Origin of the sequence: Treponema putidum (assembly GCF_024401155.1) — a bacterium.
Lineage (GTDB): Bacteria > Spirochaetota > Spirochaetia > Treponematales > Treponemataceae > Treponema_B > Treponema_B putidum.
Genome location: NZ_CP038804.1, coordinates 1369194 through 1393194, shown reverse-complemented (window position 1 = coordinate 1393194; position 24001 = coordinate 1369194). Strand labels below are relative to the sequence as shown.

Here is a 24001-nt window from a genome sequence, read left to right as displayed (position 1 = left end):
TTAAGAAAATTACACATTACAAATTACCAATTAAAAATTACTTATCGGGAGAATGATGTGAAGAAAAATTATGTAAAAATAGTACTCTGTGTGCCGGTGTTTTTGTGGATTATGGGAGCTTCCGTTCTTTTTGCCCAAGAGGTTGAGGATGAACCTAAGAGAGAAAAAGACGGCTTTCATTGGTCTTTGGGTATTTCGGCGGAAGGGAATATGAATGTACCGAAAGGCTATGCCTTGGGTGCAGGTCTTTACGGAATGTTTGTACTGCCTGATTGGGTAAAGGCCGGCAGGTTTTCAGCCGGTGTAAAGCTCTTGTATTCGACGGGATTTAAAAGATACGGACTTCTTGATACGGCTCTTTTATTCCGCTGGAACTTCTATGATTTTGCAAAGTTTAAAACCTGCGATTCGGGCTTTTTTGTTCAGGCGGAAGGAGGCGTTTCCTTAGGCTGGAACGGAAAGGCCGCAAAACCATTTGTATTCGGTTTGGGAGAAGGAACATTCGGTTACCGCTTTGCAGTAAAAAACTTTTTTATCGAACCATATATAAGAGGCGGCTACCCCGTAATCTGGGCTGCCGGAATAAGCGGAGGTTTTAGAATATGAAAAAACATAAAGGTAAGATTTTAGTTTTATTTTTGGCGGTACTTTTAGTATCGGTTATGTCTTGTGAAAACCCGTTTTTAAAGAAGATGTTGGTTGAAGAGGAAAAGGGAAAAACCGTACCGGCAGCCCCTGAAAAACCGCATGCCCCCTTTATCGAAGGCGGCGCTTCGCTCATCTTAAGTCCCGATAAACTTGACATTACAGTTAAGGCAACAACCGCCGATAGTACCCCCGTTACAGTTGAAGGCTGTACCGAGACAACACTCCCAAGCGGTGCCAAAACCGTGCTGCACGCAAAAGGCACTGTCGTTATCCTTAAAGGCAAAATCAAAGAGCTGATCTGCAGCAGCAACCGGCTCACCGCCCTTAACGTGCAGGGCTTAACCGCTTTGCAAGAGCTGGACTGCGACTGGAATAAACTCACCGAGCTTAACGTACAGGGCTTAACCGCCTTGCAAGGGCTGTCCTGCTGGGGCAATCAGCTTACTGAACTTAATGTACAGGGCTTAACCGCTTTGAAAAGGCTGCACTGCGGCAGCAACCGGCTGACCGCTCTTAACGTGCAGGGCTTAACCGCTTTGAAATATCTGAGCTGCTGGGAAAATCAGCTGACCGCCCTTAACGTGCAGGGCTTAACCGCTTTGCAATGGCTGTACTGCGACGACAATCAGCTGACCGTCCTTAACGTGCAGGGCTTAAACGCTTTGCAAGGGCTGATCTGCTACGAAAATCAGCTTACCACGCTTAACGTACAAGGCTGTACCGCTTTGCAAGAGCTGCTCTGCTACCGCAATCAGCTGACCGCCCTTAACGTGCAGGGCTTAACCGCTTTGCAATGGCTGTACTGCGACGACAATCAGCTGACCGTCCTTAACGTGCAGGGCTTAAACGCTTTGCAAGGGCTGATCTGCTACGAAAATCAGCTTACCACGCTTAACGTACAAGGCTGTACCGCTTTGCAAGAGCTGCTCTGCTACCGCAATCAGCTGACCGCCCTTAACGTGCAGGGCTTAACCGCTTTGTAAACGCTGAAGTGCTACGGCAATCAACTCACCGAGCTTAAGGTGCAGGGCTTAACCGCTTTGCAAGGGCTGTGGTGCTACAGCAATAAACTTAATGCAGACGCATTTAAAAAGCTCTTTGACGATTTGCCGGTGCGGGCGGATAGCGATGATGCGAAGTGTTATCTTTACACCGAAGAAACCGGCGTTAGCGAAGGCAATCACACGGACTTTACCGCTCCGCAAGACTTAAAGGATGCCTTTGATAATGCTAAAAATAACAAGAAGTGGAAGATGTATAAGATGAATGGAAGCTGGCCCGGGGTTGAGATTTAATTCTAGTTGGTAATTCGGTTTAATGTGTAATGGGTAATCGCCTACTTAATTACAAATTACACATTACCGATTAAAAAATATAATTATTTTTAAACCGCCGTATTGAACTTTTAGGGCTTTTTGAGTATAATTCTTTCCTGTTGATCCGTTAGCTCAGTTGGATAGAGCGGCTGCCTCCTAAGCAGCAGGTCGGACGTTCGAATCGTCTACGGGTCATTTTTTAATTCATGCAGGGCGTCAAAGGGATAAATTCCTTTAACGTCCGTCAGCACTACATTATCGAGCGAAGAACCGAAGATTACCGGTATATCTCCGCCCATAAATTCCGAAATAACCTGCCTGCAGGCTCCGCAGGGGCTTACAGGGTAGTCCGCATCCGGCGTTGCAATGGCGATGGCCTTAAAATCCATTTTTCCTTCAGAAACGGCTTTAAAGATTGCAGTCCGCTCTGCACAGTTTGTAAGGCCGTATGAGCGGTTTTCGATGTTTACACCCGTTACAATAGAACCGTCTTCCAACAAAATAGCCGCACCCACATGAAAATTGGAGTAGGGGGCATAGGCCTTTTTTGCAGCCTCAAGGGCTGTTTTGAATAAATTTTCTAACTGACTTGAAATTTCCATAAAAGTAGTATATCATATTTTTCATGTTATTTAAAGGAAAAAATAAATTTATTTTTATTGCTGTAATCATTCTTCTTGTTATATATATTTTTGCCGCTGCGGTTCCGATGAAGGAAAATGTCTATCTTATGCCTGAGTGGGCATCTCCCATACCTCAAGTTCAAAACGACGAAATTTATTCCAGAGAGGCAGGTGCATCTTCAGATGAGCTTAAACAAAAATTTGCCGGAAAGACTCCGATTGCTTTTTCTTTGGGGAACTCGTTCGGATATTTTGCCGAAGACGGCGAAATTTTACGGGCCGAAACGGCTGAATCAAGATTTAGTGCTTCTTTTTATGCTTGGACAAAGTATCCCCAAAAGCCTCTTTTTACCGATATTTATAAACCGGACGAATTCGATATTCAAAAGCCTTTTTTGAGAATTGATGAGCCTGGTTATGTTTACCTTGATAAGGATAGAATTTTTTTGTTTAAACCCGAAGGTTCTTCTCTTTCTCAATATGATAAGACCGGAAAAGAACTTTGGACTTATACGCATACTTCTCCTATTACGGCTTTTCAGTCATCTAAGGCAGGCTGTGTGATAGGCCATTCGGATGGGCTTTTAGTATGTCTCGATTCTGACGGAAACACTCTTTTTAGCTTTTACCCGGGGGGCAGTACCTATCAAGCCGTAATGGGGGCTGCAATCTCTGAAGACGGAAAACAGGTTTTGTGCCTATGCGGCCTTAATAAACAAAGGGTGGTGCTTATAAATGTGCTTGACCATCAGCATAAAATAGTATTTCATTATTATTTTGAACGGGATTTGAGAAGACAGACCTTTGCTTCATTTGATGAGTCCGGCTCTTTTGCAGTCTTTGAGTCTGCTGACGGTATAGGTATAATAGATTGCAAAAGTTTGAAACTTTCTATTATCAAAGAAGACGGTTTTATAATAGGCATGGGAATTCAAAGTGAAAGAAACCTTCTTACAGTGTTGGTTCAAAAAGAAAACGAATGTTCCCTTCTTTTAATCGATCCGCCTAATTTTATGATGGGAAAAACGAAGTTCAATTCTAAAAATGCTTTTTTAATTCAAAAAGAAAATAAAATTTATATAGGCACGGATGATAAGATTGCTGCATTTGAAATAAGGGGGCTTTAAATGAAAAAAAATATATATAAATTTTTATTTTTTGTTCTGTTTTTTAATTCTTACGCCTTTGAGTGGCCTGTCGAAATTCCTTCCCTTTTACGCTTATTCGGGCAAAGAGACGGTGATGGTAAGGCCTTTTCTCAATCCGCAGTATTTGCAGATACGGACATTGTTAGAGCTTCAGGCTACGGTAAACATTTAATAAGTATTGAAGAAAAAAACAGTACCCGCTTTTTTCCCAGTACCTTGGGAAATGCTCTTATCTTTATAGATGATGAAGGACTCCAAACTATTTACGGAAATCTTACCGATACAAATGTTTTTACTTCACGAGAACAAACCGAATCGGGTTCAATAATCGGGCATACCGGAAATTCGGCATGGACGGAAGAAAACTCCTTAATTTTTCAGGTTGTGGATGTCCGCAATGATGTTTTAATAAATCCTCTTTTATTTATGCCTGAAATTGAAGAAAAAATACCGCCTCAAATTCAAAATACTGTTTTAGTAAGTTCCGATAATCAGCAAATAAATTTGGAAACTATAAAAAAAATAAAGCAAGGATCATATGATCTTTATTCTTCGGTCTTTGATTTTATAGAAAAAGACGGCCCCGTCCTAGCCCCTTTTAGAATTACGGTTTCTATCAATGGAATGAATATCGCCGACCTTCCATTTGAAGTTTTAAGTTCCGACGGAAAATCCCTTTATTTTAAAAACAAAAAAACGTCTCTATCTCTTTTATATCAAAAGGACGGCAGAATACATTTAGGAAAAATAAATTTGCCTTCAGGAAAAATAGAGCTTATAATCACCGCCTTTGATAAGGGCGGAAACGAAAAAAGTTCTTCTTTTATTTTTCAGGTAGAATAGCAAGTTAACTTAAGTAAACTGATGAGCAAGGCTCACTTGTAAAAAGAGGATATTCTTTCCATTTCTTTTTTTATATCAATATCCCAATATTCCAAGCAGATAGGGCAGTTGAGCCGATATTTTTCTAACAGCTTAGACAGTTTTGTAAAGTCTTCTTTTGAGACGGGATTATGGAGATCGCTTTTTCCGTCATTGGAATGAAGATGCATGTAGGCTATGTGCTTTTGATTATTTGAAAACCAGTTTTCGAGTTTTTCGCCTGAGACCATGGCATGTCCCAAGTCTAGGTTTAATTTTACCTTAGGCAAGGCAACCGCTTCTATAAGTTTTGCACTAAGGCGGCTGTCCTTTTCGCATACGTTTTCTAAAACCACACAGCCGTTAAAGCCTGAATTTTCTACGGCCTCGTTAAAAAATTCCGCATTGTTTTTTAAGAACAAATCGAATTTAAAATCTTCTTTAAACCAAGGCATAATCTGTGTATGAAAAACTAAAAAATCAAGGTTTAAGAGCTTTGCAAAAAATAAATCCCTCTTGTACATTTTTTTGCTGTAAGCGGCTATGTCCCTATTAAAAGAAGCAATATTTAAATCGATAAAGCTGCCGTGCATGGATTTTATTCCTTTTAAAGCCGGCAGCTTTTTTTCGTATTCGTTTAAAAGAGAGTATATCTCCGAGTCGGTTAAACAAGGTTCGGTAAAATCTTGAAGCTCAACTCCTAAATTAAGGTCATTAAAAAGATTAAGATCAAAATCGGCGATTGTCCGAATGGCCTTAATCAGCTTATTTTTCATAAAGAGTTTTTAGTTTTGAGTTTTCAAAATTTTTTCGATATTTAATTCTCCCGCAAAACAGGGAATGTTTATATCCCAATTTTCCAAAACTTTAGGATTTACCTCTCCGAATATTCCTATTTGTTCCCCATTGTAAAGAAGGCCTGCCTGCCTCCCCTGAATAAAGCGTGGATCGACGGTTTCGCAAACCTTGTATTCTATTCCGAGGTAGTATAAGAGGTTTGCCGCCTCGCTTGCTGCCGTATTAAAGTTGGCATTTTGTTCCGCCGTTAAAAAGCCTAAACTTTGGGCTGTCCTTGTGCCCGTCGCATCGGTTTTATCAAAAAAAGCTATCTTTCCGGTCTCAAATATTTTGTGGGGGTAGGCCGCATTTGCAGAACCCATCTCGGCATTTAAAAGAGAGGGGAGAATAGAGTTGCGTACAAACTGATAGTTTTCGGACATCGGGTTTGAAATCTCGATAACCGAATCCTCATCAATACACATTCTTTCAATATAGTCCTTTTTTGAGCCCAGATAGTTAAAGATCATTTCCTGATAGCCCATGCCTGTCATAAGCCCCTTTATTTTTCGGCTTAATAGAGTTGCAGGCAAAAGTCTTCCTATTGTAAATTCGTTAGGCTTTTCGGGCGTAAAGAAATTAACGGTCTTCCCCATCATAACATCTTCGATTATGTCCACCTCATGAAGAAAATCGTTGCGGTAGGGTGAGGGTTTTAGCATAATCCTATTGCCTGAAATTTGAGTTTCCGAGTCCATGCTCTTTAGGGCTTCGGCAATTTCTTCTGCTTTAAAAGAGGTGCCTAAGAGCTTGTTGACGGCTTCTACTGAAGTTTCTGCATTTTCTTGGAAATAAAACGGGGTAGTAAGAATTTTTCCGTATCCCGTTTCATAAGGATGTTCTATTTTAACGGGTAGAATCTTATATCCGCAGTCGGCAAAGTCGCATGCTACTATATTTGCTGAAAGTAAGATGCTTGTCATATCGGTGCCGGTAAATTCTACAAAAAGATCTGTATCGCCTGCTTGAACTGCTCCTATCTTCGCACTGTTTATAACCGGCGGCATAGAAAGGACTTCGCCGTTTGCATCTTTCAAAATCGGAAAGAATTTTTTGCCTTCAAGTAATGAGGCGTACTCAATCCCTTTGGGGTGTTCTTTTAGTATTTTTCTGCATAAAAGAGGCTTTTCCATACCGAGCGGAGTGAATTCCGTTTTGTCGGGATCCACGGCCGTGTATTCGACCGGCCATTTTATAAGTTTGGAGCGGTAAACACCCATAGAAAACGTCTTTCTTTTTCTTCCGAAGTTGCGGCAAAGTTTTTCTTGAGTTTGGATTATGTCGGCAAGCATGAGCTCGTCTATGGGCTTCCCGGAAATTACAAAGCCTGCCGCAAAGGGACGGATGTCTTTAAGTTCCGGTGATACTTTAACCGTACGGTCAGCTGAGTCTTGCATTTTTTCTTTTGATGAAAGGAAGCTCTGATAGCTTTTTGTATTTGAAGTCCCTCCTGCATGAATGCGTAAAAGCCTTGCAAGGCCTGCCGTAGACCATAGGTCGGGGCGGTTGGTGTCATTTAATTCTATCTTAATTATACGCTCTTTTTCGGGAAGAGCCGTGTCCGGTTTTTCGTCAAGCTCTGCCTTTGCAGATGTTAAAATTTCTTCAAGTTTATCGTAATCGTAATTGTGCTTTGCTCCGAGCTTTGCTTCTAGCTTTGCTCCTAGCAATTTAAAAAAAAGGCTTTCATTTACTTCAATTTTGGGCATTCTGTCCTCCGCAGTTAAAAAACTGGGAGGAATTATATCATAAATTATGGCTTTGTGCTATAAGGGGTGAATAGAAATGACTGTAATAGAACAAAAAATTAAGACTATGGCGATAAACGTATTTAACATAAAATTTTGACAATTCCGCTATTTTGTATGTATTTTGTATTGACAAAACTTTATAATTGGGTATAATCCTTAGAACATGATTAAAAGTGCGATCAGCCTTAAGGCTCATGCAAAAATTAATCTGCATTTGGAAGTTTTAGGAAAGAGAAGTGACGGGTTTCATGACATTGTAAGTGTTTTTGCTCCTGTTTCTCTTGACGATGAGCTTTTGATGCAAAGAATACCGGATAAAAGATGTATAGTCTTGTCCCCGCTGGCTGAATTGCCTGAGGAAAATACTATTACAAGGACTTATGAAGAGTTTAAAAACTTTACCGGTATTTCTGAAGGCATTTCCGTAAGGGTTTTAAAAAAAATCCCTGAAGGAGCCGGCCTAGGCGGCGGTTCTTCAGATGCTGCTGCTGTTCTGCATGGACTTAATGATATGTTTTCTGCCGGTTTACGGGAAGAAGAACTGAAGTCTATCGCCTTAAAAATAGGAAGCGATGTTCCGTTTTTTTTGGAAGATGGGGCAGCGGTTGTAAGGGGCCGCGGAGAAGAAATAGAGAGGGTCTTTATTTCTTCGGATTATTTCGGGATTTTGATTTACCCCGAAGTAAAAAGCTCAACAGCCGAAGCCTACAGCCTTTTAGGCCGTAAAGAATCAGAGAGACTGAATGCTGCTTTTAATCCTGAGCTTTTTTGCGGTAAAGATTGCCGTGAATGGCCTTTTTTTAACAGTTTTGAGGATGTTCTTTTTAATAAATATCCTGCAATAAAAAAGGCAAAACTAGACCTTTTAAAATACGGGGCCGACTTTGCTCTTATGAGCGGTGCCGGTTCTTCGGTTTTCGGGCTTTTTAAAGATGAAAAAACAGTAAAAAATGCCTATTTCAATCTTTTTGAGGAATACGGCAAATGTTTTTTTTTCTTGATACTTGCGTTCTGATAAAAAGCGTAGTAAAATATTGGTAGGTAGAATATTACCGATATTATTATGCAAGGAGGGCAGTATGGAGATTACAGAAGTCCGTATTCAGAGAGTGAGCCTAGGGAATAGTTTAAAAGCTTATGCTAATATTACGTTCGATGATTGTTTTGTCCTTCATAATGTAAGAGTGATTGAAGGTAATAACGGTTTGTACATTGGAATGCCTAGCCGGAAGTTGAGTAACGGTGAGTTTAGAAATATAGCTCATCCTATCACAGCCGACTTTAGGGATAAAATGACAAAGGCTGTTTTAGAGACTTATGAAAGAACTTCAAGCCTTCCTGATAATTCTGTGAAAGCTTAAGTTTAGCCGAAGCAATCATCTTCTTAGGTAGTGCTAGTTTTATTTTTCTTTTTGGGATACAATTCGGCTTTTGCCTTTTGTATATATTTTGGGACGTCGGCAAGTGGTAAGCCAACGGCTTTTGGTGCCGTCATTCCGTAGGTTCGAATCCTACCGTCCCAGTATTGAGTCCGCTTTTTATCGCGGTACTTGTTGCAAACTAAATAATTGGTAGTAGAGGAGTTCTGGTATTATGGAACAGAGACTGTTAAATGCAAATGAAAGATCGGCATACGGTAAAAGTGCTGCTGTAAAAATTAGAAAGGAAGGCCGTATTCCAGCTGTAATGTATGATAGGCACGGTAAGTCCGTTTCTCTTGATGTTGATAAAAGAGAATTTATGAAGCTTTTTAAGCTCGTTACAGAAAGTACCATAGTAACATTGAGTGTTACCGGAAAAGATTACGAAGTTTTTATTAAAGATTTTCAGCATGATATTGTTAACGATGAAATTAAGCATATTGATTTTTATGAAGTAGAGCGTGGAAAAACATTGCGTACAAAGGTAAAGATCAGGCTTGACGGCTCTCCCGAAGGGGTACGCCATGGCGGAATTTTGGAAAACGGTATTACCGAGCTTGAATTGGAATGTTTGCCTAAAGACTTGCCTCCTAGAATTATTGTTGATGTTTCGGCCTTGGATGTAAATCAGTCTCTCCATGTTAGAGATATTAAATTACCTGAAGCCGTTACAGTTTTAACAAACGATGATATAACCGTTGCTGCTATTAAATTTGCCGCTGCTGAAACTACAACTCCTGCTGAAACTGAAGTTGAAGAAGCCGAAGCTCCTGCTGCCGAACCTGATTCTGCAGAGGCTAAATAAGCTGTAATGGAACTTCAAAAACTTTAGCTTTTCCTTAGATTTAATTTGTGATGTTTTTCGTAAGTCATTGATATGTAAGGACTTACGAAAAACTAGTGGGTATCTCTATTCTGAAGAATGCGAAGAAAGTCTAACAAAGTTTTTTACAAGATGCTAGAGCATCCGTTAGAGCTGATGCTCAGTTGTTGCTCGATCTGATGCTCGGCTGCTTCTCAGCTGTTGGCTGGCAGTTTTTGACTCTTCATAATACTCCTCTCATTTTTTCTTAACTGTTGACCATTTTTGTAAATTGTGTAAAATCTTATCGTAAATATGAAAAAAGATTTTTTAAAAAAGGTAGTGCATAATTTTTACTCTTTAACGGATAAAAAAGGCGGAGGACATGTCAAACTTTTGCTTGCCGTATCGGGAGGAGCCGACTCCATGGCAATGCTGTCGGCCTTCTTGGAACTAAAAATCAGGTTAAACATCGACATTTTCGTAATAACAGTAAACCACAATATCCGGTCTGAACAAGAAAGCTCAGGAGATGCTTCCTTTGTTTTAGACTTTTGCAAAAATAAATGCCCCTGTATTTTAGCCGAAATTCCTAAAAATAAGGTATTTGAAGAAGCCGGCATCAAAAAGACGGGAATTGAAGATGCTGCCCGTTTTTTACGTTATAAAGAATTTGAAAAAGCTGCAGAAACCTTAGAGGCTGATTATATTTTGACGGCTCACAATAAAAATGATTATTATGAAACCGTTTTAATGAGACTTTTTCAAGGTTCTGAGCCTGAAGCTCTTATGGGAATTTTACCCAAGCGGGGAAGATTTATACGGCCATTGCTTAATATTACTCGGTTAGAAATCGAAGACTATCTTAAGGAAAAAAATATCCCGTGGAGAGAAGATTCCACTAATTTTAAAACATCCTATCTTAGGAATAATATCCGGCATAACCTTGTTCCTGCCTTAAATCTTTGTTTTGACGGTTGGCAAAACGGTTTAGATAAAACTTTAGAAAAGATAAAATTTCAAAATGATTTTGTATTTGAAGCCTATAAAACAAAGAAAGAAAAATGGGTATTGGATAAAAAGGAGAATTACTGCCTATGTAAATTTCTTTTTTTTATAAGTCTTGAAAAAGTCTTAAAGCTTAAATTTCTTCAAGAGGGCATAATTCTTTTGAAGGGAAAAAGAAGAATTCCATATTCGGTTTTTGACGATTTGATGAAAATTTCCGCTGCAAAAAAGATAATTTTTTCGGGCGGGTTTTGTATAAAAAAAGAAGGAGATAACCTATTGCTTTTTAAAACCGTATATGAGGAAAAGAAAAGTGAGCTCTTTTATTCTATTTGGATTGATAAACCTTGCAGTTTTGATACACCTGCAGGGAATTTTAAGGCTTTACAAGGTGAAGACGGCTTTTTTATCGTGCATGAAAACGATGATACCTGCGGAATCGGGCCCTTTAAGCCTCCTTTTTGTATGCGATCGCGTCTTTTTGGAGATGAAATTGAAACCTCATCAGGCTCAAAAAAATCGATAAAAAAAATTATAAATGAGTGGGATATAAGCTATGAAAATAGAAATATTTTGCCGATAATCGAAGAGGGCGGGGTAGTTAAAGGAATATACGGTGCCGCTATCGGTAAAAAAAATTGGTATGTTATAGGAGTAAAATAAATGAAATATTCCTGTAGGTTCAAGTATTTTAAGCTCAAGCATAAGCTATGTGCTTTTTTTATTTTAATTTGTGTAGGTCTTTATGCAAATCAAAGTGAGGGGGTAAATTTAGCTGCCGCTCTTTCTTACTTGCAGAATTCGGCAAGGCTTTTTACTGAAGAAAAATGGAACGAAGCCTTGTTTGAGGCACAGCTCGGTGAAGTTTATGATCCAAAGACTGCCGATTTTTTATATATTCAGGCAATGTGCGGTTTAAAATTAAATCATCCTAATGAGGATATACTGGAAAAAGCCGATGCTTCCTGTACGGACGGAATGGTTTGGCGTTTATATGATATAAATGCCGGCAGATTATTGGCTGCTCAGATTAATTGCAGGATGTTAAAATATAAAGAAGCTTTAGACCTTATACGGTTGTTACCATTTGAATCTGCCGACAGTGATTATGTAAAAGCCGATGCTCTTTACGGTCTTGGACGGGATACTGAAGCAAAGCGCTTAATCTTAGAGGCTTCTGATCGATGGTCATTTGATGCCCGTTTTGCAAAATTGTTTTTTTTAAGAGAAAGAGGAAAAAAAATCGACTTTTTAGGTAAAAAATTATCCGAACATATTCTTTCCAGACTATATGTATGGCAAGAAGAAAATCCTTCATTACTTTTACTTGCCAGTCCCTTTGAAACAAAGTCGGAGGAAAATATCAGGAGATTAAAATTATATCGAGGTATGTATTTGCCTTTCAGTGAATCCAATTATCTTGAAGACTTGTACTATCGATCTTATTCTACATTACTTTGTTTACGGTACGGTATAATTGATGAACAAACTGCTGTGAGTGAATTTTTATCCTCTAAGGTCTATTACTTTAATCCCATTTTAAAAGAATATACTCTTACGCATGCTATGTATGAATCCCATTTGGTTGAACTTTTACGCTTGGTTTCAAATTCAATATTACGAAATGAGATTAAAAATTTTTTATCGGTTTATGATGGCTTGATAGTAAATGATGAAAATGCCGATTTAATTATAGACTCTAAAATTTATTATAAAAACGGAAGACCTTGGTGCGCCGAATTCGATACCTTCCAAACAGGTTATCCGGAATATACGGTAGAATGTAACTTCGGAATCCCTTCGGCAATACATGGCAAAAAAAACGAATATACCGCCGTTTATGATGCTTATCCTGCCGTTAAAACATTTACAAAAAACTCCGTAATATATGTAATGAGGCCTCTCGATTTAACTTGGGCACCAATCGAATTAAAAGAATTAAATTTAAAACTATACGGCATCAATCAAAAGCAAAATGCTTTTTTCTCTTTAAAGATCGATAAAAATGCTGAAAGTTTACATCAAGGAACCTTAATTTATTCTTCTGCATTTTCTGAAGAAAATACTCCTTACATAGACGGGGGCGTAAAAAAAGTTTTTTTTGATAAGGGTATCCCTATAAAAGCAGAGGTAACCGTATCCGGTAACTTATATTCACAAACTAATTATAGAAACGGTTTGCCTGTTTTTGAAAACATAGATAAAGACGGAGACGGGTATTTTGAAACAAGGGTTGAATATGATTCCGTAGGTTTATTAAAAAGGATTGATATAGATTTAAATAAGAATAAACTTTATGAGTATTCCGAACTTTATGAAAAAGACGCTTCCATTATAAAAATTTGGGATAACGATGAAGACGGAAATTTTGAAATTAAATATATTCAATATGAAAACGGAGATTCTCAAACGGAATGGGTCCATCCGAAACTTAATAAACGGGTGAGTGTAAATTTTAAAAACGGTATTCCCGTAAACTTATTTGATGGAGAAAAAAGACTGGATCTTATACCATCTGATAAGGGTAATTTATTTTGGCTTAATAAAAGCCCTACAAATATTGAAAAGATAAATGAAAAAATTATAGAAATCTTTAACCAAACAGGTCTAGCGGTTGTTTCATATATGTTTAGTATCAATAATATTGAAGTTTATGCTGTTCGATCGGGAGGATTTGTTTTTGCAGAAATCGTTAATGAATAAACTATATTTTTTTATTTTTATTTTATTGTTTTTGTCGTGTACTTCGATTAAAGAAAATTCTTATAAAGCCGCTTATATTGATTATTCGGACAGATCCAGTGTTTTATACCAAGTACAGCACACCGAGAATCTCTTAAAATCAGGGAAAATTGCCGATGCATTAATTCGTTCTCAGATTCTTTATCTTAATACAAATGGTTTTGAAGAGGTTGATGGTATCATATCAAAATCTTTAGAACAAGCTGAATCTGCTTTTTTTAAGAGTGTAAATGAAAAAAACTGGAATGAAGCTTTAAAATACTTTAGATCGCTTACGGCAATTGGAAAAAGGCCGGAAGGTTGGACTGAGGAACGTATATTTAATGAAAAAAGTATTATATGGAAAAAACATTCCGATTTTCCTCTTTTAAACTTACAAAATAACGGAAAACAGCTTGCAGGTGATTCCGCTTCTTTTCCAAAAAATATAGATGATATGATAAAAGGGACTCTTACCGTTTGGGTTGATAGAGGCACCCGTATACAAAAAGGTTTCGCATCTTCCGACATCGTTATAGGTTCAGGTTTTTTTATAGATTCCCGCGGTTATTTTATCACAAATTATCATGTTATTCAAAGCGAAGTTGATAAAAAATATAACGGATATTCAAGACTTTATATAAAGTCGCCGGATAATCCCAATATAAAAATTCCTGCAAAGGTAGTCGGCTGGGATCCCTTGTTTGATTTGGCGTTGGTAAAGACTGAGTACTCGCCAAGCGTTATTTTTAGTCTGGGATCTTCAAAGGAGTTAGGTGTAGGAAGCCGTATTTATGCGATAGGTTCTCCGGCAGGTTTGGAAAAAACTCTTACCTCAGGTATCGTATCGGCAAAATACCGCAGGCTTTTTTCGATGGTGGATATAATGCAAATAGATGCAGCCGTCAATCATGGGAACTCGGGCGGTCCTATAGTGGATGATAAAGGGCTTGTGCAGGCCGTGGTATTTGCCGGTCTTGAAAGAAATGAGGGGCTTAATTTTGCCATACCTGTGGAGCATTTAAAGACTATTCTTCCCGATCTATATAGGGGCGGAGAAGTTAAGCATTCTTGGTTTGGCTGCCACGGTCAAACCCAAAAAGGTGAATCTAATGCACCGAACGGAGTTCTGAACGGTGTTCTTGTAAATTATGTTCTTCCTGACGGGCCTTTTTCTATTTCAGGGATAAATGAAGGTACCATAATAAAAGAAGTTAATGATATTCCGGTAAATTCGGTTGAAGAAATACAGGCCCATTTACTATCAATCTCTCCTGAAACGATTGTGCGTATCAAAGGTTATCAAAAAAATGAAGCAGGTGTTTATGAAGAAAAAACTTGGCCTGTTTTATGTGCCGAACGCCCCTTATATCCGGGAAATTCCGTTTTTAAAAGAGACAGCATCGAAAGATCGATGCTTCCTGTCTTTGGTTTTAAGCTTGAATCACTGGGTAAAAAAAATACCTACCGTATTGCAGAAGTAATACCGGGAAGTTATGCCGCAGAAAACTCCTTCGGTATAAACGATTATATTGAACTTAACGGAAAAAAATGGGACGAGGACAATGAAGAGATTATTCATGTGCGTATTTACACAAAAAAAGTCAGAGCCGGTTATATGGACAGCTTTATGATTTTAAGCGCTTATCTTGATAATCCTTTTTTCTTTTAAAACCTGTTTTGAATTTTTTTTAGCTTTGCCGATAGAGAGTTCGGGGCATAGCTGAATTTGCTTCGGTGCCTTCGGAAGAATAGTGATTTCATTCTATTTATTTTTTACCATTTGCCCTTTTTTATATACGGCCTCTTGTGCATACTTAATTGAAGGAATTGATTCCGCTAATTTTGAATAGAGATAAGAAGCCTGTTCGGTATTACCGTTATTGGAAAGGCAATCAGCAAGATTCATAAAAGCCCGCCAAAAGTTTTGTTTTTCGGCCCATAATACAACTTCCGGTTTTCTATTAAGTCTATTGAGCAAGTCTGAAAATTCGGTGTATTCATAAGTGTAATTGTCTTTTGAGATAGCATCGTCAAGGTTTGTTATGACAATTATAGAGGCAAGGACAGCCGTTGCAAGAGCTCTTCTGTTTTTGCCTGCTTCTAAATATATGTCGGTTAAATCCATGTAGGCTTTTAAGGCTATCGGATTACGGTTTCGGTATAGCAAAAAGAATTTTTCAGTTGTTTTTTCCGAGCTTATTGTTTTAATCATAGCTTGAAGGGCATCGCTTTCCAAATTCGTAGTTCCGTATATGGGGTCTTCGGTTAAAACAAGCAAGAGGTATTTTTCCTGTTCATCGTATTTACGCAAAAGTTTTGATGTGTCGGCAAGTGCATAAATTATATTGAACCTTTCATCGGGGATTTCCAAAAAATTGTGGGAATTCCATGCCTCCTTATAATAGTGCATGGCTTGTTCATAGTCTCCTTCTGCAAAATAAATTCGTCCTGCCAAGTAATCCGTTTCAGGAAAGGCTTTGCGTTTTTCAAGCCATGACATTAATTTTGAAATAGATTTATCAAAAAATACGGGTGGATGAGTTAAAAAGATTTCATCCAAAATTTTACATGCATCATAGTCTTCCCTTTTATTTAAAATTGCATAGACATCCGAAATATTATCACCCTCGAGTTTTACCCTTTTCGGTTTTAAGGCATTGAACATATAAGAATATTTTGCTTCCATTTGCTCTTTATGAATATCCCTTGCCTTATTTGTTAAGCGGAGAGCCTGACCGAATTCTCCTTTTTCCATTTGAATTTTTGCCTGTTCTAACAGATGCCAAGGCAGTTCTTTTTCATCAATAGTTTCCAAACAAAAAAGGTTTGAGTAAAAATAAAAAACGTATAGTACGATAAAAATAATTTTTAATTGCTTTTTCATAGACTTTGAAGCTCCTCTATAAAGGCTTTATCCACTGCCTTAATTTTTTCTTCTTCGGTTAATTTTTTTAAATCCAAGCGTCTGGTAATTGCTCCGTGTTTAAATATTATAACGGAATCTTCGGCTCCGGTAATTCCAAGGTCTGCATGTTTACCTTCTCCGGGGCCGTTGACTACACAGCCCATAACGGCAATACTTATATCCTTCTTTTCGGATAAGAGTTTTGTCTGCCATCGTTTTACAAAGGCTTGAACATCAAAGCCCTTTCTTCCGCAGCGAGGACAGGATATGAGCCTTATTCCTCCTTGCCTTTTACCGCATTCGGTTAAGATTTCTCTTCCGGCTATAATTTCATTTTCGCAAGAATCGGAGAGGCTTACTCTTATGGTGCTTCCTATGTTTTGTTCCAGCAATCGGTAAAAGGCTATCGTACTTTTTACAATACCTTGAATAAGGGGGCCTGCTTCCGTAACTCCTAAATGAAGCGGGTTATCGAATTTTTTTGCAAAGATTTCGTTTGCCATGACCGTTTCCCGCACATTGGAAGCCTTCATAGAAACGACGGCATCTTTAAAATCGGCTTTTTCAAAAATTTCCAGTTCTCTTGCCGCAGCTTCGGTTAATGCCCTTGCCCTTAAAAGCGAAATTTCATCATCAAATGCTTTTTTCTCCGTGCTGCGGTTTTGTTTTGCTTTAGTCTCTTCTATTTGTTTTTTTAAGTCGGAAGGCAGAGAGCCCGAATTGACCCCTATCCTGATAGCAGTTCCGGTATCCTTTGCTTTACGTATAACTTCTTCCGTTTTTTCTTTTGAACCGATATTTCCGGGATTTATCCGTATTTTTGCCGTGTCCCCGTCCATACACCGTAAGGCAAGTTTATAATCAAAATGGATATCGGCTACGAGGGGCATCTCCGTTAATCGGGTGAGTTTTATAAATTCCTCTGCAGAATTCATGTCGGGAACGGCAAAGCGCACAATGTCACAGCCTAATTGTCCCAATTCATTTAGGCTTTTTACAATAGAAAGGAGATCAGCCCCCAATAGGCTTTCTTTCCACATAGTCTGAAGCAAAATCGGTGAAGTGCCTCCGAGAGTGAGTTTTTTTACCTTTCCCTTTCCGCCGATTTCAATTTTCCGCGGTATTTTTATCGAGTTCATATCAGTTCATTATCGGCAGAAAAGGAAATTTGTTTTAATGGTTTTATTCTACCTTAAATTTTCGTATCTCATTTGATAGGTCTTCTATACATTGCTTGTTCTTTTGGCTGATATTGTTTACATCTTGAATAGCCGTATTTATTTGCAATGCTCCTGAAGCCATTTCGTTCATGCTGCTTGCAATATTGTCTGTCATATTTGCCAATTTACCCATTTCTTCTGAAACGAGATTGCTGCCCATAAGCATTTCATGGGATATGTTTTGTACTTCATGGGCTACATTGTTGATTATATCTATTGTTTGCAAGATTTTTTTATTGCCTTCATTTTGATCTTCCATTGCGTCCATAATAGTCTGTTCCATTGTTTTTGTTTTTTCTACCATATTCGAAATATTGTCAAAATGATTTGCAATTGTCGCAGCAGAATCATTTACCCTTTCTATTTTTTCTTTTAAGTCTTTTAAGGTGCTGCTTATGTTTTTTCCGTGATTACTTGATTCTTCAGCTAATTTTCGTATTTCACCTGCAACTACGGCAAAACCTTTTCCCGCTTCTCCTGCGTGGGCGGCTTCAATTCCTGCATTCATAGATAACAAGTTTGTTTGAGCAGCTATATTTTGAATGATTCCGCTTGTTTCCATCAATATATCCGAGCTTTCGTCTACAGCTTTGCTCAGCTCTACCGTTTCAGCAATAATATCTTTTCCGTTTCCCGTAGCATTTTTTAATTCTTCAAGGGTATTAAAATTGGTTTGTATAATCGATGTAACCGACTGAATATTGGAAACCATTTCTTTTATAGAAGAATTGGAATCGTCAACAGTTTTTGTTTGTGTATCAATATGTTCATCCAGCTTTTCAATTGTTTTCATCATAGCCTGTAATGAAGAATCTATTTCAACAACGCTTTTGGATTGTGTCATAATTTGTTTTTTTACATGTTCAATATTGGTGTTTATTTCATAAATTGCACTTGCTGTTTCAGTCATATTTGCTGCAAGTGTATTACCTGTTTTTTGCATTTCTTCGCTGCTTTTTCCGGCGGTTTTTACAGATAGATTAATTTTTTTGATTGTTTGGTTAAAATATTTGGATAAATCCGTAATTTCATCATTACCTGCAACCGGAAGAGTTACAGTTAAATCTCCTTCCCCGTATGCGATATTTTTTAATGCTGCAACGGCTTTACGTATCGGTTTTACTATTCGGCATGAAACAAAATAGACAAAAATCGTTGCCAGTATTAAAATTATAAGTCCTATTGTTATTATTTTTCTTATCAGATTATTAAACATTTCAAAAATTTCTTCATAGTCTATAAAAATAATAATTTTCCACGGAAGTCCCTGTATTTTAAATACTTGAGTCCTCCATTTTTTCCCGTCCATATTTATAATTTGGGGTTCTTCTTTGATATTTTCTAACTGTGAGAAAGCCGATATGTCCGCATCTTTTAAATTTTTAAAATTTAAACCCTTATGTGCAGGGTCTGCAAGTATAATTCCGTCATCTTGAACCAGCATTGCATATCCTGTATCCCCTATTCGGATAGTACTCATAAAATTTGTAAGTTCGGTAAGATTTATATCTACTCCAAAACAGCCTATCTGTTCTCCATTTTCAGCCTGTACTGTTTTGGCAAAGGTTATAACCGGAGTATAATCAGTGGAGATGTAGGCTTCGGTTACTATAGGTTTGCCGAGGTTCCCCATTGCTTGCTTATACCAAGGTCTTGTTCGCGGATCATAGCCTCCGGGTATTGATTCCATAGAAGATGTATGAGTACCCCATTTTGTTCCTAAATAGGCTACTATAAATTCGGGATAAATTTTTATGGTTTGATTAAAAAGCAATTGAAGATCATTTTCTGCTTTACTAATATCTATATCTTTAAGAAAAACATCTCCTGTTTTATCTGTGTAATCGAATAAAGTATCATCGGCATTTTTAGATGCCGGATGTTCTGCAAGCACGCTTACTATCTTTTTGTTGGATTGCATAAAAAGATCAATTGTCCGGTTTATTATTGAAAATTCTTGCTGAATAACATGGTCAAATTTTGCAACATTCATTTTATAAATTTGTATTCCTATAATGGTACAAATAAATAGAACCAAAACGATAACTATAATTATCATTGCAGCAATAAATTTTCCTACAATCGAAAAATTTCTCTTATCTTTTTTTGTTTTCATTTGTATCTTTTCCATAAAATCACTCTAATATTGTTAGGGGTTTTTGGGTTTGATTGTCAGCTTTTTCCAGCTTGCCGATTATCCATGATTCTTCTCCTACAAGCTCACGGTATTTTTCGGCCATGTCTGGGGAAACTACGGCTATCATTCCAATTCCCATATTGAAGATTCTGTACATTTCGTCCCCGCTTGCACCTGTCAGTTTTTGGATAAGGGGGTAAAGGGGCGGGACGGGCCACGAGCCTTTTTTTACTTTGATAACGAGGCCTGTAGGAATAACTCTCGGGATGTTTTCGATAAAACCGCCGCCTGTGATGTGGGCTAGGGCTTTTACGATTTCGGGATGTTTTTGTAAGATCGGATAGAGTACATTAAGATAGGAGCGGTGAGGTTTTAATAGAACCTCATGTAAGGGTGCTTTTAATTCCGGATAGACGGTATTAAGATCTATACCCTTAAAGGCTGTTCTAATCAATGAGTATCCGTTTGTATGGGGACTGTCCGAGGCAAGACCTATCAGGAGGTCTCCCTCTTTTATTTCTTTTTTGGGAAGAATTTTTTCTTCATCTACTGCTCCGACAATGGTTCCGGCTATGTCGAATTCTCCTTCCATATAAACTCCGGGCATTTCTGCAGTTTCGCCTCCTATGAGGGCGCAGCCCGATTCTTTACAAGCCTTTGCCATGCCTCCTACTATGTCGGCAATCATTTGCGGGTTTAACTTTGAACTTGCAACATAGTCCAAAAAGAAAAGGGGTTTTGCCCCTTGAACGAGGATGTCATCAATGCAGTGGTTTACTATGTCTTGGCCTATTGTTGTGTAGATACCGGCCTCGGCTGCTATTTTTACTTTTGTTCCGACTCCGTCCGTAGAACCTACAAGAACGGGTTTTTTCATTTTAAAAAGCTCTTCGGTTCCGAAAAGCCCCCCGAAGGTGCCTACATCCGAAAGAACGGATTTATTAAAGGTTGACTTAACCGCTGCACTCATTAAGCGGACGGCCTCATTTCCTGCATCAATGTTTACGCCTGAGGCGCTGTATACCGAGCTTCTATCATTGGATAGCTCTTGGCTTTTGTCATTGGATAGCTCTTTGTTTTTATTTTTTGTTTCGTTCATTTTATTTCTTCCTTTTTATTTTATATTTAAATAAATATTTATTTAAGTTTATTCGTGCGGAGGGTTTAATACCCCGATGCTCTGCATCGTAACAAAGGGTATTAAAGCCGACTGCAACCACCTTATGAGAACAACATACCCCGACGCTTGCATCGGGGTTGTTGATTTAGATGTTCCAGTCCGCGTTTTGCAATGTCCTTTCTGTATTGTACTCCGGGAAAGTGTATGGTTTTTATTTTTGCATAGATATTATCCATAGCTTTTTGTAAGCTCTTATCATTTGAGCTTATACAAAGAACCCTTCCGCCTGCTGTCAAAATCTTTCCTTCTTTAAGAGTTGTGCCTGCATGTATTACGCTCATCTCAGTGGAACCTTCCAATTCCGAAGCGGACAATTCTACCGGTTTTGATGAAGAAAGAGGATAGCCTTCACTTGCAAGCACGACAGTTGCTGCATAGCCTTTCTTCCATTTAGGCATAGCTTTGTCCAGCCTTCCTTCTGCGCAAGAGCTCATGGTTAGGGCAAGGTCTCCGTCAAAAAGCTGCATTAAGACTTGGGTTTCGGGATCTCCGAAGCGGCAATTATATTCAAGCACTTTAGGGGCAAAACCTTTGCCTTCCTTTATGAGCATGAGGCCTGCATATAGAACCCCGATGTAGGGTGTGCCTCTTTTTTTCATTTCTTTTATAATGGGAAGAATCGTAAGAGCTGCATATTTTTCGGCTTCTTTGTAGGAGCAGATTGGGGTAGGGGCGTAGGCTCCCATCCCTCCGGTGTTGGGGCCTTCATCATTGTCTTTTAGGCGCTTGTGATCCTGTGAAGGCGGCATTACGGCTATTTTTTCTCCGTCCGAAAAGGCAAGTATTGAAACCTCTTCCCCTTCAAGGCGTTCTTCTATAACAACCTTGTCTCCTGATGTTCCGAATTGTTTTTTGATCATTATATTTTTAAGTTCGGCTATGCCTTCCTCTTTTGAGTCAGGCAGGATAACGCCTTTTCCAGCCGCAAGGCCGTCAGCCTTTATTACAAAGGGGTAATCCAAATTTTCAATATATTTTTTTGCTTTTTGAAAATCGGTAAAAGAAGAATATTTTGCCGTGGGAATGGAAAGAAGGCTCATCATCTCTTTGGAAAAATCTTTGGATGCCTCCAATCGGGCACAAGCCTTTGACGGCCCGAAAAATGCTATTTTTTTGTTTTGAGCTTTTGCTTTTTCTTTTATCAGGTCTTCAAGGCCTAGACATAAAGGAACCTCTGGGCCTGCAATTACAAGGTCTATTGAGGCAGAAAGAGTAAAATCGGCAAGCCCTTCGATGTCGTCGGCCTTTATGGGCACGTTTTCACCCAAGAAAGCCGTGCCTCCGTTTCCGGGAGCTATAAAAAGTTTACCGAGAGAAGGAGATTCTTTTAGCTTTAAGGCTATTGCATGTTCCCTTCCGCCTGATCCGACAAGCAGTATGTTCATCTTTTCCTCCATAAGTAAGGTACTGATGTTTTGTTCAAGTATATCAAAATAGGGAGGGAGGGACAAGGGGAGGGAGATTTATAATTTTTTGTACTTTCCTTCTCCTAAAAATTTGATAAACCCCTTGTCTCTTAAATATTGGAGTTGTTGTCTTATCTTGTCTTTGATAAAATTATTTTCAGGATGTTTTAATTTCAACTCATTTTCAAAGGCGTATATTTGGTTTAAAGAAAACTCTTCTGCGCTTATTTTTTCTATACAAGCTATGATATCAAGCAGCCAGCCTCGCGATTCAATATTGGTCTTTTTTAGGGATTTTATTTTTGCATATTTGTTTATTATTTCTTTCGGATCTGTTTCGATTTTGTCTTTTATTATAAATAATTTTCCTGCATCAGGAATTCTCGAAATATCTATATTGCATCCTACCCATCCGGCTCGTTTTGCCGTATTTGATAGAGGTTTTCTCTTTAAAATAATAGATGGAGTAAAAAAATGATTTGGTATCAAAATGAAATTTGATACCTCGTAGTCCTTATAGGTTAGAAAAAGAAAGTTAGGATTTTTTGAAGATGTAATTCTTTCAATCATTGTTTTATAGGCACCATCCATAATTATATTCGGTAATTTTCCGGAGATGCTTTTTTTACTTTTTAGCTCAAAATCCGATTTACAGTTTTTACAGAAAAAATCTCCTGCCGGATAGTTATTTGGATATGCCTCAATTTTAAATTTATCGCAAATCGGGCAATTAAAGTTTTTTAGTACCCAATCCTCGGTTAAAACTCTCACTATCTGAGATTTATTGTGGTATTTTTTTATTAAAGAAATATCAAATTGGTACATTATAATCATCCCAAATAATTTTCTACTAATCAAGTAATTTTTAATTTAATCCTTATCAAAAATATCCTTTACGGTTTCTTTTTGAGCCTTTTCTTTTGCCTTTTCGTAGTCGCCTTTAAAAATAAATAAAATGGAACCTAAGTCAAAACCTATATCACAAAAGAAAAAAGGTTTATTATCGGTGTATCTAAATCCTGTCCTTGTACTTAAAAGTTTTGATTTTAAAGGATATTTTCTTCCTGCAAACGGATATATTTCTTTTGTAATTGCAAACTCCAAGCCTGCATTTATTTGAAACCTTGAGATTATGACAGGATCGGCGGCATGAATACTCGTAAAAAGATTTAGTTCAAAAGTATCGGATATAAAATTTAAAGTATTGAAGCTTAATTCTGCATTTATAAAAGACATAATAAAGAGTCCGTGTTTAAAAAAAGCCGATCTTTTAGCGGATTCTCCGTTGATGTTTTCTATTCCTTTATTGCCGCCTTTTATATCCATATAAAAAGGACTTAAGGATAAGTTAAATCCCGAATCCAAGTCTTTAAAATAAAACTTAAAGGCAGAAATATTCAGATTCCAGTCAGCCTTAGGTTTTTGTGCTTGGAATAAACCTCCGAGTTTTACATCTCCCAATGCCCAATAAGAATTAAGGTCAAACCCATAAACGTAGAAGGATAGTACCGCTAAAAATAAAACGAAGACCATTTTTTTTAGATAATTTCTAAATGGAATCATCTTTCTTTCTCCAAAGGTAAACTATTTTATTATAATTTCACTTGTACATGGTACTTGATTAATAATAGTATTCCTTACAGGACAACGAAGTTCAATATATTCTATAAACTTTTTGATCTCTTCTTCCGTATTATCTGAGAATACGGTAACTTTAGTATGAATGCTTTTAAAAATCAAGGGTAGGCAATTATTTACTTTTTCCAGTGCTCCTATATCACCTTCTATTTCAAAAACTATATCTTTAAGATTAATACCGAATTGTTCAGCAAAAATCCAAGCATTTATACATTTGCATGCTCCGAGAGATGATAGAAGTGCTTCAACAGGATTCATGGCTAAGTCCGTTCCTCCCGCTTTTATTGGTTCATCCAGCAGCATAGTGTGATTGCCGGATTCGCATTTCATTCTGAATTTTTCCTCTCTTCTTACTTTCGCTTTAAATGTTGACATA

General features: G+C 37.9%; 22 protein-coding genes and 2 tRNA genes. 13 read left to right on the top strand and 11 right to left on the bottom strand.

What is annotated here, in order from left to right:
* Positions 1-57 precede the first annotated feature (57 nt).
* The 4 genes from E4N74_RS06550 to E4N74_RS06535 all read left to right on the top strand — a co-directional run bounded on the left by E4N74_RS06550 (position 58) and on the right by E4N74_RS06535 (position 2159).
* A complete protein-coding gene (locus E4N74_RS06550; RefSeq protein WP_255817078.1) occupies positions 58-606 on the top strand; it encodes a hypothetical protein in 549 nt (182 codons plus the stop codon).
* Positions 603-1631: a leucine-rich repeat domain-containing protein gene (locus E4N74_RS06545; RefSeq protein ID WP_255817077.1), complete on the top strand. Its 1029-nt coding sequence runs from the start codon at positions 603-605 to the stop codon at positions 1629-1631. Before E4N74_RS06550 ends, E4N74_RS06545 begins: the two co-directional genes overlap by 4 nt.
* 39 nt (positions 1632-1670) lie before the next feature.
* Positions 1671-1943: a hypothetical protein gene (locus E4N74_RS06540; RefSeq protein ID WP_255817076.1), complete on the top strand. Its 273-nt coding sequence runs from the start codon at positions 1671-1673 to the stop codon at positions 1941-1943.
* A 142-nt stretch (positions 1944-2085) separates the two neighbouring features.
* Positions 2086-2159, top strand: a tRNA-Arg gene (locus E4N74_RS06535).
* On the opposite strand, the gene E4N74_RS06530 is transcribed toward E4N74_RS06535, so the two are convergent.
* Positions 2150-2566, bottom strand: coding sequence for a cytidine deaminase (locus tag E4N74_RS06530; protein ID WP_084224551.1), 417 nt, complete (start codon positions 2564-2566; stop codon positions 2150-2152). The genes E4N74_RS06535 and E4N74_RS06530 overlap by 10 nt on opposite strands.
* A 23-nt stretch (positions 2567-2589) precedes the next feature.
* Here E4N74_RS06530 and E4N74_RS06525 point away from each other — a divergent pair, with 23 nt between their 5' ends.
* Entirely contained in the window at positions 2590-3714 is a 1125-nt protein-coding gene (locus E4N74_RS06525) for a hypothetical protein (protein ID WP_145475273.1), read from the top strand.
* The gene (locus E4N74_RS06520) at positions 3715-4578 is read left to right on the top strand and encodes a M23 family metallopeptidase (protein ID WP_044979576.1); all 864 of its coding nucleotides are present in this window, start codon (positions 3715-3717) and stop codon (positions 4576-4578) included.
* 32 nt (positions 4579-4610) lie between these two features.
* Here the strand turns inward: E4N74_RS06520 and E4N74_RS06515 are convergent, their stop codons facing one another.
* Entirely contained in the window at positions 4611-5372 is a 762-nt protein-coding gene (locus tag E4N74_RS06515; protein WP_255817075.1) for a sugar phosphate isomerase/epimerase family protein, read from the bottom strand.
* Between the two features lie 9 nt (positions 5373-5381).
* Complete coding sequence (pheT, locus tag E4N74_RS06510) at positions 5382-7142, bottom strand: phenylalanine--tRNA ligase subunit beta (protein WP_255817074.1); 1761 nt, start codon at positions 7140-7142, stop codon at positions 5382-5384.
* 205 nt (positions 7143-7347) lie between these two features.
* Between pheT and ispE the strand changes: the two genes are divergently transcribed.
* From ispE to E4N74_RS06475, 7 genes are all read left to right on the top strand, one after another.
* Complete coding sequence (gene ispE, locus E4N74_RS06505) at positions 7348-8199, top strand: 4-(cytidine 5'-diphospho)-2-C-methyl-D-erythritol kinase (protein ID WP_255817073.1); 852 nt, start codon at positions 7348-7350, stop codon at positions 8197-8199.
* Positions 8200-8263: 64 nt separating this feature from the next.
* A complete protein-coding gene (gene spoVG, locus E4N74_RS06500) occupies positions 8264-8545 on the top strand; it encodes a septation regulator SpoVG (RefSeq protein ID WP_044979572.1) in 282 nt (93 codons plus the stop codon).
* A gap of 89 nt (positions 8546-8634) precedes the next feature.
* A tRNA-Gln gene (locus E4N74_RS06495) sits at positions 8635-8707 on the top strand.
* A gap of 70 nt (positions 8708-8777) precedes the next feature.
* On the top strand, positions 8778-9410 hold the full coding sequence (locus E4N74_RS06490) for a 50S ribosomal protein L25 (RefSeq protein ID WP_255817072.1): 633 nt from the start codon (positions 8778-8780) through the stop codon (positions 9408-9410).
* Positions 9411-9722: 312 nt separating this feature from the next.
* Positions 9723-11078 carry a tRNA lysidine(34) synthetase TilS gene (tilS, locus tag E4N74_RS06485; RefSeq protein ID WP_255817071.1) on the top strand — a complete coding sequence of 452 codons (1356 nt, stop codon included), beginning with the start codon at positions 9723-9725 and terminating at the stop codon, positions 11076-11078.
* Positions 11079-13118: a tetratricopeptide repeat protein gene (locus tag E4N74_RS06480; protein ID WP_255819323.1), complete on the top strand. Its 2040-nt coding sequence runs from the start codon at positions 11079-11081 to the stop codon at positions 13116-13118. It begins immediately after the preceding gene.
* Between the two features lie 76 nt (positions 13119-13194).
* Positions 13195-14808 (top strand): S1C family serine protease, encoded by a 1614-nt coding sequence (locus tag E4N74_RS06475; protein ID WP_420832868.1) that lies wholly within the window; start codon positions 13195-13197, stop codon positions 14806-14808.
* Between the two features lie 93 nt (positions 14809-14901).
* Here E4N74_RS06475 and E4N74_RS06470 read toward each other — a convergent pair whose 3' ends face one another.
* From E4N74_RS06470 to E4N74_RS06435, 8 genes are all read right to left on the bottom strand, one after another.
* Positions 14902-16023, bottom strand: a complete 1122-nt coding sequence (locus E4N74_RS06470) for a tetratricopeptide repeat protein (RefSeq protein WP_044979568.1) — start codon at positions 16021-16023, stop codon at positions 14902-14904.
* Positions 16020-17183 carry a (E)-4-hydroxy-3-methylbut-2-enyl-diphosphate synthase gene (gene ispG, locus E4N74_RS06465; RefSeq protein ID WP_044979567.1) on the bottom strand — a complete coding sequence of 388 codons (1164 nt, stop codon included), beginning with the start codon at positions 17181-17183 and terminating at the stop codon, positions 16020-16022. The genes E4N74_RS06470 and ispG overlap by 4 nt, the downstream gene beginning before the upstream one ends.
* A 43-nt stretch (positions 17184-17226) precedes the next feature.
* Positions 17227-19395, bottom strand: a complete 2169-nt coding sequence (locus E4N74_RS06460; RefSeq protein ID WP_255819321.1) for a methyl-accepting chemotaxis protein — start codon at positions 19393-19395, stop codon at positions 17227-17229.
* Between the two features lie 4 nt (positions 19396-19399).
* Positions 19400-20500, bottom strand: a complete 1101-nt coding sequence (gene purM / locus E4N74_RS06455) for a phosphoribosylformylglycinamidine cyclo-ligase (protein WP_044979566.1) — start codon at positions 20498-20500, stop codon at positions 19400-19402.
* Positions 20501-20622: 122 nt separating this feature from the next.
* Positions 20623-21966, bottom strand: coding sequence for a phosphoribosylamine--glycine ligase (purD, locus tag E4N74_RS06450; protein ID WP_255819320.1), 1344 nt, complete (start codon positions 21964-21966; stop codon positions 20623-20625).
* Between the two features lie 78 nt (positions 21967-22044).
* Positions 22045-22812 (bottom strand): DpnI domain-containing protein, encoded by a 768-nt coding sequence (locus E4N74_RS06445; protein ID WP_255819319.1) that lies wholly within the window; start codon positions 22810-22812, stop codon positions 22045-22047.
* 45 nt (positions 22813-22857) lie between these two features.
* Positions 22858-23550: a hypothetical protein gene (locus E4N74_RS06440; protein ID WP_255804713.1), complete on the bottom strand. Its 693-nt coding sequence runs from the start codon at positions 23548-23550 to the stop codon at positions 22858-22860.
* Positions 23551-23571: 21 nt separating this feature from the next.
* Entirely contained in the window at positions 23572-24000 is a 429-nt protein-coding gene (locus tag E4N74_RS06435; protein WP_044979562.1) for an OsmC family protein, read from the bottom strand.
* Between the last annotated feature and the right edge of the window lies 1 nt (position 24001).